The 15,980-nt window shown below is 29.4% G+C and carries 15 protein-coding genes; 9 read left to right on the top strand and 6 right to left on the bottom strand.

What is annotated here, in order from left to right; genetic code table 11:
• Positions 1–227 precede the first annotated feature (227 nt).
• The 7 genes from J5Y03_RS14635 to J5Y03_RS20120 all read left to right on the top strand — a co-directional run bounded on the left by J5Y03_RS14635 (position 228) and on the right by J5Y03_RS20120 (position 8,934).
• Positions 228–926: a class I SAM-dependent methyltransferase gene (locus J5Y03_RS14635; protein ID WP_209406741.1), complete on the top strand. Its 699-nt coding sequence runs from the start codon at positions 228–230 to the stop codon at positions 924–926.
• An 86-nt stretch (positions 927–1,012) separates the two neighbouring features.
• Positions 1,013–1,750 carry a hypothetical protein gene (locus tag J5Y03_RS14640; RefSeq protein WP_209406742.1) on the top strand — a complete coding sequence of 246 codons (738 nt, stop codon included), beginning with the start codon at positions 1,013–1,015 and terminating at the stop codon, positions 1,748–1,750.
• Between the two features lie 303 nt (positions 1,751–2,053).
• Positions 2,054–5,194, top strand: coding sequence for a serine/threonine-protein kinase (locus J5Y03_RS14645; protein WP_209406743.1), 3,141 nt, complete (start codon positions 2,054–2,056; stop codon positions 5,192–5,194).
• On the top strand, positions 5,191–6,930 hold the full coding sequence (locus J5Y03_RS14650; protein ID WP_209406744.1) for a hypothetical protein: 1,740 nt from the start codon (positions 5,191–5,193) through the stop codon (positions 6,928–6,930). Before J5Y03_RS14645 ends, J5Y03_RS14650 begins: the two co-directional genes overlap by 4 nt.
• Before the next feature lie 270 nt (positions 6,931–7,200).
• Positions 7,201–7,848, top strand: coding sequence for a DUF6037 family protein (locus J5Y03_RS14655; RefSeq protein ID WP_209406745.1), 648 nt, complete (start codon positions 7,201–7,203; stop codon positions 7,846–7,848).
• A 521-nt stretch (positions 7,849–8,369) separates the two neighbouring features.
• The gene (locus J5Y03_RS20115) at positions 8,370–8,663 is read left to right on the top strand and encodes a tyrosine-type recombinase/integrase (protein WP_322099588.1); all 294 of its coding nucleotides are present in this window, start codon (positions 8,370–8,372) and stop codon (positions 8,661–8,663) included.
• Between the two features lie 67 nt (positions 8,664–8,730).
• Positions 8,731–8,934, top strand: a complete 204-nt coding sequence (locus tag J5Y03_RS20120; RefSeq protein WP_322099589.1) for a hypothetical protein — start codon at positions 8,731–8,733, stop codon at positions 8,932–8,934.
• A gap of 1,570 nt (positions 8,935–10,504) precedes the next feature.
• On the opposite strand, the gene J5Y03_RS14665 is transcribed toward J5Y03_RS20120, so the two are convergent.
• From J5Y03_RS14665 to J5Y03_RS14680, 4 genes are all read right to left on the bottom strand, one after another.
• Positions 10,505–10,873 (bottom strand): DoxX family protein, encoded by a 369-nt coding sequence (locus J5Y03_RS14665; protein ID WP_209406746.1) that lies wholly within the window; start codon positions 10,871–10,873, stop codon positions 10,505–10,507.
• Positions 10,874–11,214: 341 nt separating this feature from the next.
• On the bottom strand, positions 11,215–11,388 hold the full coding sequence (locus J5Y03_RS14670; protein ID WP_209406747.1) for a hypothetical protein: 174 nt from the start codon (positions 11,386–11,388) through the stop codon (positions 11,215–11,217).
• A 249-nt stretch (positions 11,389–11,637) separates the two neighbouring features.
• A complete protein-coding gene (locus J5Y03_RS14675) occupies positions 11,638–12,036 on the bottom strand; it encodes a DUF4359 domain-containing protein (protein WP_209406748.1) in 399 nt (132 codons plus the stop codon).
• 62 nt (positions 12,037–12,098) lie between these two features.
• Positions 12,099–12,878 (bottom strand): undecaprenyl-diphosphate phosphatase, encoded by a 780-nt coding sequence (locus tag J5Y03_RS14680; protein ID WP_209406749.1) that lies wholly within the window; start codon positions 12,876–12,878, stop codon positions 12,099–12,101.
• A 124-nt stretch (positions 12,879–13,002) separates the two neighbouring features.
• Here J5Y03_RS14680 and J5Y03_RS14685 point away from each other — a divergent pair, with 124 nt between their 5' ends.
• On the top strand, positions 13,003–14,049 hold the full coding sequence (locus tag J5Y03_RS14685) for a class I SAM-dependent methyltransferase (RefSeq protein ID WP_209406750.1): 1,047 nt from the start codon (positions 13,003–13,005) through the stop codon (positions 14,047–14,049).
• A gap of 151 nt (positions 14,050–14,200) precedes the next feature.
• On the opposite strand, the gene J5Y03_RS14690 is transcribed toward J5Y03_RS14685, so the two are convergent.
• Both J5Y03_RS14690 and J5Y03_RS14695 read right to left on the bottom strand, forming a co-directional pair.
• On the bottom strand, positions 14,201–14,782 hold the full coding sequence (locus tag J5Y03_RS14690) for a DUF1700 domain-containing protein (RefSeq protein WP_209406751.1): 582 nt from the start codon (positions 14,780–14,782) through the stop codon (positions 14,201–14,203).
• A complete protein-coding gene (locus J5Y03_RS14695; RefSeq protein ID WP_209406752.1) occupies positions 14,779–15,126 on the bottom strand; it encodes a PadR family transcriptional regulator in 348 nt (115 codons plus the stop codon). Before J5Y03_RS14695 ends, J5Y03_RS14690 begins: the two co-directional genes overlap by 4 nt.
• Before the next feature lie 311 nt (positions 15,127–15,437).
• On the opposite strand from J5Y03_RS14695, the gene J5Y03_RS14700 reads away from it, so the two are divergent.
• Complete coding sequence (locus J5Y03_RS14700) at positions 15,438–15,842, top strand: hypothetical protein (RefSeq protein ID WP_209406753.1); 405 nt, start codon at positions 15,438–15,440, stop codon at positions 15,840–15,842.
• Positions 15,843–15,980 lie beyond the last annotated feature (138 nt).

The raw sequence follows: 15,980 nt of genomic DNA on the forward strand, positions 1-15,980 counted from the left end.
CTTAAAAGTCTATATCAAAGATATGAATTTCTGCGTCAGACTTAATTTGAACCGCCGTATACGGAACCGTACGTACGGTGGTGTGAGAGGTCGGGAGTTAGTCGCTCCCTCCTACTCGATTTAATAAACTAAAATATGTTGAACAAGGATTATTGAATAACACTGTCTAATATCTACTTATATAAACTTATCTTAAAAATTTAGAAGAAAGTATAAAGGAGAATTTTATGAGTGCAACAATAAAAAATTATAATGATGTATTGGATATGCTAGATGATTTATTAAGAGAACCAAAAGAATTTTGGGAGAATTTCTATGAAAATAGAGATAAAGATATTCCTTTTTTTAAAGTAAAAGGTCCTGATGAAAATCTAGTTGAATTCTTTGATATTCTAAATGCTCCAAAAAAGGTATTAGAAATTGGATGTGGACCTGGAAGAAATGCTATTTATATGTCTAAAAAAGGTTGTAACATCGATGCTTTGGATATTTCAGAAAATGCAATTGAATGGGCTAAAGATAGAGCTGAAGTAGAGAAAGTAAAAATAAACTTTCACTGTAAATCTTTATTTGATTTTTCATATGAACCAAATTCTTATGATTTTATTTATGATTGTGGCATGTTACATCATCTAGCTCCACACCGAAGATTAACTTATCTAGAAATTGTAAAAAATGCCCTTAAGCCAAATGGACATTTTGGTTTAGTTTGTTTTAATACTAATGGCGCGCTGGATACAACTGATTGGGAAGTGTACAAATCTGGGAGTTTAAAAAGAGGAATTGGTTATTCAGAGGAACGACTAAAAGACATTTTTAAGGATGACTTTAACTTCATAAATTTTAGAGAGATGAAAAAAATCGAACAGCCAAGTGATGTTTTTGGTGAAGATTTCTTATGGGTAAGTTTATTGCAATTAAAATAGTTATGAAACAAATTATATGATAGTTGCATAACTAATTGCCGATTTTTTTGCTAATTTTTATTTGGATAAAGGGAGACAATAGTATAATGAAGACCTTAGATATGAATATAGATAATCAACTTAAACAAATTTTAAACTTAATTACTACCTTAAAAACTCCAGAAATAGATCTATATAAAAAGGGACTATTAGAAAGGATTGAACAAAATGTTAGAGCTACTAAATGTCTAATAGAAAATTCTTTTTTGTTAGACTCTTGTGCATTAATCCGTACAACAGTAGAGCATGCTTGTCGTTTATATCAATACATAAAAGATCCCGAGTCTATTTCAGTTGGAAGAAATAAATCAGCATTTCAAATGTTGGGAAGAGGACCTGGAACTACTTATACTTTTAAAGCATTAGGATCACAAGGTGATTTAGGTTTAATTTACGGGATACTATGCGCATTCGTTCATCCAGATATTATGAGTTTAATACTATCTTTAACAAAAGATGATAAAAATAATATGCTATTAAAAGTTGTAACTTCTATGGGGATATTATCAAGTACTCTTATTTTGTTAGAGTGTTATCCTGAAAGTAGAAGTGAAGAAATGGAAAAAGAAATAATAAATGAAGCTGAAAGTATAATGGGAATTTTTCAATCAGCTATAATAGCTTTTTCCACTCCTGAAAATATTTTAGGTATGACCCAGATTCCAGGTATCTGCCAATTATTTGCAAACAAAGAAATTAATCAGAATGTCCAAGAGTTCATTAAGATTGCCAATACTGATCCAAGGATGATAGAGATAGTATTAAAAGAGTTATTGAGGATTTAATATATGCTCTCTCTTTTAAAAATAAGTTCTATTAAAAAAAATGTACACTAGGTGTATATTTTTTTTGCCTCAAATATATGTACTTTCATTTTTCAGTATGTTGTTGGCAAATTTATTTCGGGTCTAATTTTGGGTTAAATAATAGGATTAATGAAATTAAGGATTTTTAGAAACATCCAAATTATTTACATAATAATACAATTTTAAAATTTTTATAGTTAATCATGGTAAAATATACCAAGATAAGAAAAATAAACAGATTAGTTTTTTCTAGCATTTTATTTTGAAGGGAGTATTGCTCGTATGATTCTGGCAAATAAATATGAATTAAAGGAAAAAATGTTGGGTAATTACCAAAGTACTATTTATAGTGGAATTACAATTAAAGGGAAAACGCCAATTGTCGCAAAAATATTAAATCAAAATTATAGTAATTTAGAGTTTCGTGACCTGCAAGAAATTTTTCATAGAGATTCTAAAGCTCTTTCGATGATAAACCATTCAAACATTATAGAGTACAAAGACTCAGGTATTGAGGGAGATAATTTTTATATAGTAATGGAGCATTTTCAAGGGGAAACCCTTGAAATGATTATTCAAAAAAATAATTTATCAAAAATAGAAAAATTACACATTATGTTTCAAATTTTAAATGGAGTTCAAGCAGCTCATGATAAGAGGATAATTCATAGAGATATAAAACCCTCTAATGTGTTAGTAAATTCACAAATGGAAGTAAAAGTTATAGACTTTGGGATTAGTAAAATTATGGATATGTATTCGTTCAGAACTGGTCATACATTAAAAGATCACATAACTAAACGCTATTCCTCTCCAGAACATTTACTGGGACAACAAATAGATTTTAGAAGCGATATTTTTTCTCTTGGAGCAACTTTTTATTATCTGATTACCGGAATTGAACCACCCGAAGATAAAGTAGAGTTAATTAATTCAGTAGATTTTCTACCTCTGTCTCAAAATTTAAAGGATATACTTAAAAAGGCTCTAGGGCATAGTAAGGAAGATAGATATAGAAGTTTAATTTCTTTTATTGAAGATTTGAAGCAAGAAATTAGTCTTAATGTCGTTGATGGTAATATTAAATTGTTTATCCCTCAGATTATTAATAGGAATCTACAGGATTTAGGGAAAGTGACTAATACACATTTTAATGTCGTCAAAGATTTTATTGAGCAGAGTTTAATTGATTCTACAATATACAAGACTGAAAATCATTATTATTTAATAGGTAATGGAATTAAGTACCATTTATTACCGGATAAAAAAAATGGGTACCTAAAAGTTATTAAGGTTTACTCTATTGATAAATATCATGAAAACGAGTTAGAAAAGTCAAAAGGTATCGAGATTAAATTGAATTTAGATATAACTCAAGAAAGATCGAGTGGCAATGAATCTTCCGATCTAAATAAGTTGTTAAATGATATCGATATGAGCTTTGATGCATTTAAACAAAAGATTAAAAAAACAGAACAAAAAAATAAGCTAATAGCTGATTGGGAGGAAGTATTAAAAATACTTAAACAAATCAACTTCAACAGGGAACGGATAGGAAATTATGAAGGTTTTGAATATGAAGTTTCTAATAACTTTCTAACAATAACAATGGATTCTAACTACGACTCCTCAATGTTACAAGATGGAGATTATATAAAACTACAAACAAAAACAAATAAGTTTGTAAGTGTGGGACCAATTAAAAGTATAAAAGAAAATAAGCTAAAGGTAGCACTACTTTCTGATGTGGAAGTTGAAAATCTAAGTAAACGTGGAGAAACAAGAGTTGATTTATCAATGAGTAACAAAATGTTAAAAAGATATAGTAATGCACTATATTCACTAAAAAATAACGAATCGGTCAATAGAAATTTAATAGACTTTCTTATTAATCCCGAGCAATTAACGATGAAAAAAATTGAGTTGAATTTAGACTTTGTAAATCAAAATATAGATGAAACTAATAAAGCTGTTGTTCAAAAAACTTTGAAGACAAATGACATTTTTATAATTCAAGGTCCACCTGGCACTGGGAAGTCTACAGTAATAACAGAATTAATAAATCAAATATTTTTACAGGATTCAAAGTCAACAGTTTTAATAACATCTCCTTCTCATGTCGCGGTAGATCATTTGCTAAAAAATGTGCATCAAACTCATGCAGATAAGAAAATTATTCGTATAGGAACGAGTGATAAAATATCTAAGGATGCAAAGAATTTACTAGCCACTGAACAAATTAAAGCTTGGGCTGAGAATGTAAAATCAAATTCTATCAGTAATACGATAGAATTTATTAATCAATTAAATGGCAAAGATAAAACTCTAAGTAAGTACATGCAGTTTCATTTAAATAAAAACACTTTCATCAAACCTGAAGAAATTGATTCTAGGTTATTTGATTCAAAAGTCGTAGATACAATAAATATTATCAAAGACTGGACAAATAGATTAGATTTATTGGATGAATTTGATGATATCTTCGCCAGAGAAGCATCAATTGTAGCTGCTACATGTGTAGGTATTGCATCAAGACATACTTTAAGAAACTTAACTTATGATTGGGTCATAATTGATGAGGCTGCTAGGGCAACAGCACCCGAGCTTATTCTACCTATGCTATTAGGGAAAAAAATAATTTTAGTAGGCGATCATAAGCAATTACCTCCAATAGTTAACTTAGTGCAAGACAAAGGTTTAGAGACTGAAATTAACGTAAAAAAATTAGAAAAAAGTCTGTTTGAAGATATTTTTGAATCTTGTTCACCTGATGCAAAGGAAACATTGACTTCACAATTTCGTATGCACCCCGAGATATCCAAATTAGTTAATACAAGCTTTTATCCAACATACAGGATAAATACAAAGGTTAAGGTGGAGGATCGGAAACATAACTTGGACTTTAATGAAGTTATTAGATGGATTGACACAGCAAATTTATCTGATAATATGGAAGAAAAATTTAACGACTCTTATAGAAATAATTTAGAAGTACGTGTAATAAAAAATGAACTCGAAAAAATTAACAAAATTTATAATGAAAAGAATTTACAAGCTAGTGTGGCAATAATTTCAGGATATAATGCTCAAAAACAGTTGTTAATTAATAAAATTGAACCGAAAAATCCAAAATGGACAAATATTGAAATTCAAATTGATAATATTGATGCATTTCAAGGGTCAGAATGTGAAATAGTTTTTTATAGTGTAGTTCGTTCAAATGAAGAAAATAAATTAGGATTTTTAAAGGATCAAAGAAGAATAAATGTTGCTCTATCTAGAGGGAAGAACTGTTTGTTTATAGTTGGAAACAAAGAGTGTGTGCTAAACAGCGATGTTAAATACAAAGAGGGAATTGGAAAGGTAGTTCAATATATTACTCGAAATCCAAATAGTAGTAGCGTAAAGGGGGCAGAGCTATGAAATTAGTCCTTGATGCAGTCAAGTCAGACTTTCCAGATTATAGAATTATTAATATTAAAGAAGTAGGTTTCCCAATCCTAAAAAAAACAGTCATATGCTTAGCAACATTGTATAAAGGGTTGCCTGTGGTAATGGACTTTACTTTAAAATTACTAAATCAAAGTTATGACACAAAACAAATCTCAGAAATGTTGTCTATTGATGAAGAGTTAATAAAGAATGCAGTGTTTGATTTAGAATTAAATAACATGTATGATTTAAAAACACAAAAATTAACAGACGATGGGAGAAAGTATATTAGTAATAATAAATATGAGCAATTACACAGAGTGGAATTACCAATTTCTGTTGATGGTTTTACAGGATTTATTAAAAAGTCAAGAAGTTATATTACTAATAAAAATGCAAAGTCTATAAACTTAAATACGTTAGAACCTATTATTGATAAAAAGAATAATAGTATTATTCATGGGCAAATAATAAAAAAAATACTGGAAGAGTACATAAAAGAAAGCAACTCTGAATATGAGGGGCAACTAGTAGAAATGGTTTCGGTAAATGAAAAGCCAACTGAATATAAAAAATATTATATTGTAGTAATTGAAGATCTGGATAGTAATAGTAGGTTAGTAGTTTATGACAGAAATACTAAGGTAAACTATTTCGATTCTGAATTGATAAATGCTGATGAAATTGGAATAAAAATATTTTCTGATAATACAATTAATAGCTTTATTGAAAATGTAAATGATATGGAAAATAAAGAATTAGAGCCTTATGATGAAATATATAATATATTAGATTATGATTACTATAACAGAGACTTCAGTAGTGTATATTTTAGCATACCAATGATTGAAGCTTACGAATTAAACGAAGTATGGATAAATAATTTAGAGAGATATTTAAAAAGAAAAAGAAATGTGATGATTAAATTCACGGGTAGTTGCTATCCAACAACTAATATTAAAAACAAGATTTTTAAGATAATAGAACTTAGTAATAAATATAATAACTTGAAATTACATCATAATATTGACTATGAGTATGCCATAGTGATTTTAAATAATAACTTTGGATATATTGATAGGATAGCTAAATATGATTTGAATTTTAGAAATAATCCTACATGTGTTAGTCATAATATTTTTAAATTAAATAACTTTAAGACAATAGAAGAAACACTTGGTTTGGAAACAGGTAACGAACTAATAAAACCTTTAAATAATCTCAATGAATTAAAAGGATTAATTAAGAATATTGTGGACGCTGCTAAAAGTCTTGACTCTGAAATGGAAGACTACTATGGGATGGGATGGCTCGATAATGGTCAATTCCTAAATGAATATAATTTTGAAAATATAAAATTAGCAAATAATGAAAAAAGTTATAGCAATTTTTCAAAAGATTTAAATGCTTCTATGGTTGAGTTAATAGATAGACGAGGTAAAGAACTTGGTATTATCCAATATTTTCATAGAGATTTTAAGAATAATTTTCCTAAATTACAATATGCATTAGATAGGCTGAGGGTATACCGTAATTCTATGCAACACAATAATTTAGACTCCCAAAATTTAAATAGGTATATAAACTATCTAAAAAGTGATTTAAATGGTTCATTCCCAGAGTTTTGTGCTAATGGTTATCTAATACTCCAGACAGTAATATTAAAAGAAATCTTTGATGCTATAATTGAAACTTCCAAAGATTTAAGAATGGTTTCCAATACATAATTTCTCTAAAATTTGATGGTAATGATTTGTAAAATAGCATTGAATTTTTAGTTATATCCGTTATCTGATGAAGATATAGTAGTTTGCAAAGTGTTTAGATAAATATTAAATCCTAATAAATACTAGATGAAATTTTTATAGGTATTAAAATAGATAAAAAATTAAACTGTTATCCAATATCTAATTTAACTCAACTTTTTAAAAATATTATCATTTAATAAGAAGATATAAATGAAATATATCTTCTGATAAATAATAAAGGGGTTATTTATGGCTATGGAAAAGAATAAAACAGAAATACGGTTTAAAAAATTGCCATTATTAATAAGCGATATGAAGAAAAAAGAGTGGATAATAGAGTCGTTTCCATTCAAGTATAAAGAAGTAGAATATATCGTAATACTTACATTATTTAAATTAAATGAGATCAAACCAAATAATTTTGCTATAGCTAAAGTAGAATTTATTTTAAGTAGTAATATAAAACAGTCAATCATGGCATATGTTGATTTTTACAATGTTCATTTTTATAGTACGAAAGATTTTTGTTATTTCTTTGGTGTAGAGTTAAAGAATATAAATAGAGATATATTTAATTACTTTTCTGAGGTATTCGCTCCTTTTATTCCCAAAGAAAAATTATTAATTAAAAGCAACGTAGAGCGTAGGCTAATTGGTAGTCGTGTAGAGGGGAATAATCCTAATGCAATATATTGCTATGATGTACGTCGTAATGGAACGAATAAGGATGGCTCTCCAAATAAACGAAGCATAGAAAACAGTAATAAGGCACGAATACTACGTCCATATCTATATGAACATTATTTTAAGGACTCAAACTTAAGTTTTTTCTTTTCTGATAAACAAGAAGATGAAAGAACGGATCCAGTAATTATGAAAATCTTTTCTAAACGATAGCATAAAATAAATGATCCATTAGTAAGAACTTCAAGAACTACTTTAAATTTGATAGAGGAATATAAAAATTAAAAATTTGTTAGTCTTAATAAAGTGATTGTGCTGTTCGTATATTTCATACACACGTTGCAAATCAAATGACAATAGAGAAAAAAAATCAACTTTTAAGCATTGTTGAATCAATAGGAAAAAAAACGAGTTGTTTTTCATATTTACAATAATATTCAGGATGGAGATTTACATCTAGTTTATTACTTAAATGGAATAGAACAGCGACAAACAATTGCTGAAACAGACGGACATGGTAAGTGGTTTAATATAGAATGAATTACAGCTAAAATAATTAGATTTTGAAAATTCCTTATTCAACTAACGCATGCGTTAGTTCAACAACAACAGGAGCTGAATGATCAGCTCCTGTTTTAATATCTGGCAGTTATTATATCCTGCATATAAAGTACTTCTATTAAAAAACAAACTTCTAATTCAAGTGTCTTAAAGCATATATAAATAGAAATGTAATGGCTAAAGTTGATTTGAATTTAATTAAAGAAGATCAGGAAACACAAGCTAATAGAATGGAAGGGAAAATTTTACGTGGAGATGAATTTGAGCAATTTAGGAACTTTGTAGCACATGAATATGGACTAAGAAATCAATCAAATAAAAAGGCTTTTAATTTTCATAAGTTGAAACAAGAAAGAGATACAGCGATTATTTCACTGATTCTTGGATCAGGTCTTAGGTTATCTGAAATAGTTGGTTTAGATTGTGATGATATTGATTGGAATAAGAATACAGTGCGAGTAATATGAAAAGGTAACAAAGAGCAATACGTTTACTTTAGTGATCTAGCAATGTTAGACATAAAAGAATATGTAAATGTTCGAAATGATAAGTATAAAGTATCAAATAACGATACAGCATTATTCATTGCTTCAAAAAATGGGACCAAAGGCATCTTCTAGAAGGCTAACAGAGCGGGCTATAGAAAAAATGGTTGAAAAATATGCCATATCTTTTGGAAAACCAGCATTATCAGTCCATAAACTTCGTCATAGCTTTGCTACAGAATACCACTTTTAAAACAATGATGTACCAAAACTTCGAAGACAATTAGGTCATTCATCAGTACAAACTACAATGATTTATACACATTTATCAAACGATGAATTAAAATCAGCGGTTAATCAAATTTATTTTTATATACTTGTTTAAATAACCACGCAGGATTTAGATTTTCATGTACTAGTTCTCGATGAAGCGCATTCAAAGATGTAGTTTCACAAATAATACTGTCGCAAAAGAATGTCGAAGTTTCTGAGGTGTTAATCCTTTTATGCCAAACACCTCAGAATATTTATTTATAATGATTTGAACTGATTTAGCGGAAATATTAGAATATGCTTTTTTATGTTTAGTTAAAAAACATATGAGGATGTAGTATCTAAATGTTCTCGAATTATCATATAATTTTTCAAATCAATTAATGCGTAATCATTTAAAGAAACTTTTCGTTCATATACTCAACAATAAACCAAGGAAAATCTAAATTATTCGACAGGGAATTATGGTTCTTCATAAATGATCCACCTTTCTGTAAAAAATAATATATTACTTCATATTATTTTACGCAGAGAAGTAGTGGTATTGAATACATTAAAAAATACCAAATATAAAAAAAAATTTTAGATTATGTATCACATTGGGTTCACAGTATCAAAGCAATGTAGGTTATGTATCATGTTTGGTTCAAAAAAAGGAGGAATTTAGGAGCGGGATAAAACTTTAAAACATTATGTACCACATTGGGTTCCAATATGTATACAAGTTTGGTTCAACGTATAGGAAGTGAGTACCTTTAGTTATTATTACGCATGGATTTTTTCTAGTTTACATAATATATATTATAGGAAGTTATTGAGAAATCGAATAATCTGTATCAATTGAAAAGTATTCTTTAAGTTTTGAGATGAAACAAGAAATTTTTAGAGCAAAACACTTTTTATATAAATTCCAATTAACCATAAATTTTTGAGCTGGATCAATTACAAATTTATTTATTTTAATCATTTGATCTTAATTAACTTTGTAATCATTAATTTAACCCCAGGAATTCTTTATCATTTACAGTCACATTTACTCAATCTATACTTGTCCACTTTATTAACATTTTATATATGATCATTTCTAATTAATTTTCATTTCAATTTCTATTATCAGAATTCTTTCACACTTCGTTAAAACTTTTCTTTGATATTTTAAGTTAATCAGCTATTAAAATGTCCTATTTGATCTTATAACATGATTTATTAATTTCTACTTTTTTTATTATTCCAAATTTCTAACTCTTAATTTCGTTATGTATCAATATTCATAAACAGATATACAAACCCCGTATTTTTTGGAAGAATATACATTTTTGTCTATATTTTTACAAAAACTCCCTTCTATTCTCATTATTTAACTCCAAATGTTTTTCGGTTACAAAAATAAATACGCGTGTATTACACAATAAATCGTGTAAACATGCGTATTTATTAAGCTATGCTTTTTTCTATACTATTTCGATTCATAATCCTTGAACTTAATTTAGGGATTCACCTTTTATCTGATTTTTTGTCCAGGTACGATAAAACAAATATGAATCTTCTTTTTATGAAAAAGGATGCATCATATCCTTTGTATTAATAATGATTAGTATGATATTAATTATTAAAAAAAATAATGAGGGTGCATTTTTGCTGAATGGATCTTTGACCCTAAGATGCACAATAAGCGCTATTAGCATCGAAATTCCTAGCCATATAGCACCCCAAGCGATTAACCCTGTATACCAGTATCCTATTATGAGTACTATTGCTCCTACTAATTGAAAGAAACCTGTGAAAACACGAAACCCTTGCGATAATTTAAGATGATCGAACATTTCGGTCCAATATTTGGCGCCTGCAATCTTTGCTACGCCTGAAACAATATAATATAAGACCAGCAAACTTTGAAGAACAATGGAAAGTACTGACATTTCAATTCCCTCCCTATAATTCAAATAATTCGCGTTTACTCAACTTACATTTTTTGAGTAGAATTCTGACTTCCTAAGATTGATTTGGCCTTTCATTATTAGCCAGGACCTTATGCAATCTTTATAGGTCAAATATATGCTTTGATATTTCCATTTAAGAACCTGTAAAATAACTAAATTTTGAATCCATTCCAACTATGCGAGAACAAAAAAAGAAAACCAGATTTACTCGGTTTTCTTTTTTTTTTCTATAAATTAACGCCTTTATCTTTAAATTGGTTTATTTTATTTTGGAAATCCTTCAAACTAATATTTTTTGGAATGTGTATTCACTTTAGTTTTTATCGTCCATATCCCAAAGCATAATAAATAACATAAAACCAACTAAATATTCCATGAATAATTGCCCATAATATAGACTTGTTTATACTCCATGAAATAACCATTGCAAGTGCTGAACCAAAACCTAATCCTTTTGATACTGCGCTTTTTGTTGCTTTTTTGTTTTCCGCCATTGATTTTCCCCTTCTCTATCTTTATTTTGAATGCAAAATATTCTTAGTAACATATATTCACTTTTACCAGGTTTATGTGTATATCATTAAGATTGGTGTTCTTTAATCTTGGACCTCCATAAAGATAGTATTACATCTTATTTCATTCTCCTTATTCATCAATTTTCCTGCTAGTCTAAAAATGGATTACAACTTTAAGAACGCAAAAAAAAGAAAACCTCAATTACTGGTTTTCTTAACTCATTTATTTTATAAACTAACACCTTTATCTTTATATTGGAGAATTTCATTTTGTAAATCTTTCAAATTAATATTCTTTGGAATGTGTATTGGTATATAGTGATTTAAGATTCCTATTGCTTTAACAGAATCTCCAGTTCCTGGTATCTCAGTGTTATATGTACTGAATAAATAAAAGTTTGTTCGTGATGTATTATGATTTACGAAAGTCGGTCCAATTGATGATACGATTCCATGCAAAAATTCTTTTGTAAAATTTGTTAAAATTGATTGATCAGCGGTTTCATTTATTTTTTTATCCATTAATACAATTACTTTATCAGTTAGCCAAACGCTATATTTTTCTTTAGTTGGATTAGTACCTATAAGTGCTAACACAACTATGATAAGTAAGATATATTTTTTCATCATTTCTCCTTATTTAGCCTGTTCGATTTTACAATTAGTATATCATGCATTTGGCGTTATTTCTAAAATATACCAACTTTCTGCAGCGCAATAATCGCCCCACCTAATATCCAGACATAATATGCAAATAAGGTTAGTGATTGCTTTTTTAGCAAGTCAATCATCCATTTGATTGCTATATACCCACATAGAGCTGCTGCAATTGTTCCTATTAATAAAGGCATCAATGTAATTTGCTCCACTTTTCCAGTCAAAACATCTTTCATTTGAAATACTATTCCGCCAAGTATTGCTGGTGTTGAAAGCAAGAACGAAAAATAAGCTGCACTCTTTCTCTCCATTCCTTTAAATAAAGCTGCCGCAATGGTTAATCCTGAACGAGAAATAGCTGGAAATATTGCTAAAGCTTGAAAACATCCAATAAACAATGCATCTTTCCAAGTTAAATCTTCCATTGATTTCTTTCCTAATTTTCGTTTGTCCGCAACGTATAATATAACCCCTGTGATCAAAAATTCCCAACCAATTGTCTTTCCTGATACAGAGATCGCATCGAAAAAATCTTTGAATAGTAATCCCACTACTACTGCTGGAATTGTACCTACAATTAATAACATTGTTAACTTTGAAAATGGTCTTCGTAATAGTTTTTTCCATTCATCTTGATAAAAAACAAATACAGCTAATAATGTTCCAATGTGCATTAAAGTATCTAATAATAACCCTGCCTCATCTAATCCGAATAAATGACGTCCTATGTATAAATGACCAGTACTACTTATTGGTAAAAATTCTGTTAATCCTTGAAGGATTCCGAGAATTAAAGCTTGAATAGTAGTCATATAGACTGTCCCCCCTTATTCATATGTATATGAATAAGATTCGAAAACTTGTCCATATTTGAAAAAATGAACTATTTTAAAAGCGCTTTCATAACACTTTATTGTAATAAAGGAGTGAAAAGTTATGTTTAAAATCAATTTACACGAATACAGTTTATTTGAAAGTTTCCCCGCTGATGAAACAGAGTTATTCCCCTCTTATCGTAAAGATACTCGGCAATATTCAGAAAGAGAATATAATAAATTTGTAAAATTAAATACAGTGAGTGATTGGTCTCAGCTTTCATGGAAAGATATTGGAAAGCCTTTTGAAGTTAAAAATTTAGCAAAGTCTCGTTTAGATTGGGAAAATGAGAATGGCCGCTCTATGGATCCTAAGACTTCTTGGCGGTTTTTTAATGAATCTTTTCATGAATGGTTTCAAAAAGACGTTCCTAAAGAAATAAAAGAAATACGAAAAGCATTTTTAAAGTCATTAGCATCTTTTAAAGCCTCTCAAGTAAAGCAGACATTGAAAGAACTAGGTCAAATTCATATATGGAATTATGCTCACCGGATTCAAGATGGAATTTGGGATCCACGAGGAAAAAGAGCGCTTTTTGAAGGATTAGATGTAAAGAAGCCTCGAATTTTATTTTTAGGTGCCGCTGAAGGCTATGAAGCTTTGCAGTTAGCTGCTATGTATCCTGATGGTGAAGTAATTCTTGTAGATTATGATGAATATTGTAAAACGCATCGTTTTAAGGATTTTCCTGAAAGCTATCCGTTTCTAGGTTCTAATCCACAAACTGGTTCTTCTAAAGTTTGGTATAAGGATCAAATGAATATTGAATATGTAATAAGTGACATACGTGATCTTCCTTACGGTAAAGAATTTGATATTGTGTTAAGTGTCGGTCTTCTAGAGCATTTTCCAGATGAAATTAAACCGGAAGTAATGGAATGGCATCGAAAGTTTTGTAAAGACAGCGGTTATGTTATTATGACTACCCCTCGTGCTCAGTTACATTCTAAATTGTATTATGAAATAATGGCAGATGTAATGAATCATACTTATCGAGAATTAATGACAATTGAACAAATGGGATTGTATGTATATGAAAATGGATTTGATATTATAAGGCACGGTTTCTTAAAGGTTCATAATGGGATTATTGCTAAAGTGAAATAAAGTCTTATATAGAATTAACAAACGAGTCCTCTTTATCTTGAGCACTCGTTTATCTTTTTATCTAGTTTTTTGAAATAAATTCTAAAATTTTATGCGAGTTCTTGAAGAATCTAAGGAGATAAATGGTAGTTTAAGTAGTATTAATATGTAGTTAGTAATTTTCATGATGGTGTGAAGTTGTGCTTTTTACTGGAATTACTTTACGATAACTAGCTGAAAGGAAATTTAAATAAACTCGAAGATACTTCCTACTAATATATGCGATACCTCCGATAATTCCGCCAACTATTAAAGAGTAGACCATGCTCCATTGCGTTGGTACAGATATATTAGGACCTATGTCCATATTGATCCAAGGAACACCAAAAGTACGAAGAATGCCTGCAATGAAGATTAGAACTGCACAGAAACCGAATCCGTACGCAATGGTTGCCAAGACTGGAACGATCATCACGCTAAGCAATCCGGTTGTACAATAAAAACCAAGTATGGCAAAAACGTCTTTAAAGGAACGAATCGATTTTCGGTGCATGATATACTCACTTCTATATGCTTTCGCGAGTATTTGTGGATCTCCAAGCTTTTTCAAAATTTCATCTTCTGACTGACCGTTAAGCACTCCATCCATAATATGACTTTCAATTTCAAGAACTGCATCTCGTCGTTCATCCTCTGGTAATTTATTTAAATGTTGATAAAACGTATCTAAATAGTTTTTCCCTTTAGGGCTCATAACTGTTCCTCTCCTTTGTAAGATTGAATTTGATGCACTGCTCCGCTAACTTTCCCCCACTCTAAAAACATCATCTCTAACAAATGATGTCCAGATGGTGTTAAGTTATAGTATTTACGTGGCGGCCCAGATTCTGATTCTCTCCAGAAGGATTCGATGTAATTTTCTTTGAGTAGCCTACGTAAAAGTGGATATAATGTTCCCTCTGTAATTGCGAATGGCTCCCATTTGTCTAACAAGGTCACTAATTCATACCCGTAACGCGGTTCCTTGCTAATCAATAACATAATACAATATTCCAGGATTCCTCGGCGAACCTGGGAAGTCCATTCTGACATTTCCATAAGATCTCCCCTTTGACTACATGTTACCACACAGTAGTGTGTGCAACAAGGTACTTTGTTGTATTTTTCCGAAAATTCCGTATCTAAAGAGGAACTATGCACTTTTAACACCTCGCATTTTAAGGAGATTTCTTGAAAACAATCCGCTCTCAACTATCTCCTTTTATTATTCGAAAACACTACATTATAAGAAATTGTCGATTTTTATGTATTCTCTACTATTTTTCCATATGATAGTCTAAAATTAATAAATTCTTCAAACTCTAAACAAATCACTTTTAAATCTTCAATTTAGGAGGTGTGATATTTAAATGATAAGACCTATTGGAGTAAATTTAATTAGCTGTTTTTATATATTTGGTTCTATCATATTACTGCTTTCCGCTCTTTTCTATGACCCTACTACCGCTGATGAAATTAGTATAGCTACTAGAATTGGATTATCAAATGCATACGTTCCTGAGCAATTAGTAAGGGTTTTAGTCGCTCTCTTTTCGTTAGTTCTTATCTATGGATATATAAGACTTAAAAAATGGGGATTTTGGTTGATGATTGGTTATTCTTTGATTTTCGGGCTAATAAGTTTTACGTTAGCAATTTCACATAAACAACAGCCTTTTATTGGGAATACGATATGGTCAATCATAGTTCTACTCTATACACGCTATGCATATAAATACTTTGATCAAAATAAAGCAATTGAAACGCATATTTAATTTATTTAGTTACCATTCAGAATTAACCGTGTTATTGAGGACTGCCTTTTCATATTAAGGTAGTCCTCATTTTAATTTGATAAACGATAAACATTTCATTCGCATTTAGTGGAGAACTTAAAAAGTCCCTCAAATAGA

The organism is Gottfriedia endophytica (genome assembly GCF_017814275.1).
In the GTDB taxonomy this organism is placed as follows: domain Bacteria; phylum Bacillota; class Bacilli; order Bacillales; family Bacillaceae_G; genus Gottfriedia; species Gottfriedia endophytica.

Excerpts from the sequence above, each read along its gene's own strand:
- J5Y03_RS14635 (WP_209406741.1), top strand. The coding sequence starts at position 228 with ATGAGTGCAACAATAAAAAATTATAATGATGTATTGGATATGCTAGAT.
- J5Y03_RS14700 (WP_209406753.1), top strand. The coding sequence starts at position 15,438 with ATGATAAGACCTATTGGAGTAAATTTAATTAGCTGTTTTTATATATTT.
- J5Y03_RS14685 (WP_209406750.1), top strand. The coding sequence starts at position 13,003 with ATGTTTAAAATCAATTTACACGAATACAGTTTATTTGAAAGTTTCCCC.
- J5Y03_RS14675 (WP_209406748.1), bottom strand. The coding sequence starts at position 12,036 with ATGAAAAAATATATCTTACTTATCATAGTTGTGTTAGCACTTATAGGT.
- J5Y03_RS14680 (WP_209406749.1), bottom strand. The coding sequence starts at position 12,878 with ATGACTACTATTCAAGCTTTAATTCTCGGAATCCTTCAAGGATTAACA.
- J5Y03_RS14645 (WP_209406743.1), top strand. The coding sequence starts at position 2,054 with ATGATTCTGGCAAATAAATATGAATTAAAGGAAAAAATGTTGGGTAAT.
- J5Y03_RS20120 (WP_322099589.1), top strand. The coding sequence starts at position 8,731 with ATGTTCGAAATGATAAGTATAAAGTATCAAATAACGATACAGCATTAT.
- J5Y03_RS14690 (WP_209406751.1), bottom strand. The coding sequence starts at position 14,782 with ATGAGCCCTAAAGGGAAAAACTATTTAGATACGTTTTATCAACATTTA.
- J5Y03_RS14650 (WP_209406744.1), top strand. The coding sequence starts at position 5,191 with ATGAAATTAGTCCTTGATGCAGTCAAGTCAGACTTTCCAGATTATAGA.
- J5Y03_RS14640 (WP_209406742.1), top strand. The coding sequence starts at position 1,013 with ATGAAGACCTTAGATATGAATATAGATAATCAACTTAAACAAATTTTA.
- J5Y03_RS14695 (WP_209406752.1), bottom strand. The coding sequence starts at position 15,126 with ATGGAAATGTCAGAATGGACTTCCCAGGTTCGCCGAGGAATCCTGGAA.
- J5Y03_RS20115 (WP_322099588.1), top strand. The coding sequence starts at position 8,370 with ATGGCTAAAGTTGATTTGAATTTAATTAAAGAAGATCAGGAAACACAA.
- J5Y03_RS14670 (WP_209406747.1), bottom strand. The coding sequence starts at position 11,388 with ATGGCGGAAAACAAAAAAGCAACAAAAAGCGCAGTATCAAAAGGATTA.
- J5Y03_RS14665 (WP_209406746.1), bottom strand. The coding sequence starts at position 10,873 with ATGTCAGTACTTTCCATTGTTCTTCAAAGTTTGCTGGTCTTATATTAT.
- J5Y03_RS14655 (WP_209406745.1), top strand. The coding sequence starts at position 7,201 with ATGGCTATGGAAAAGAATAAAACAGAAATACGGTTTAAAAAATTGCCA.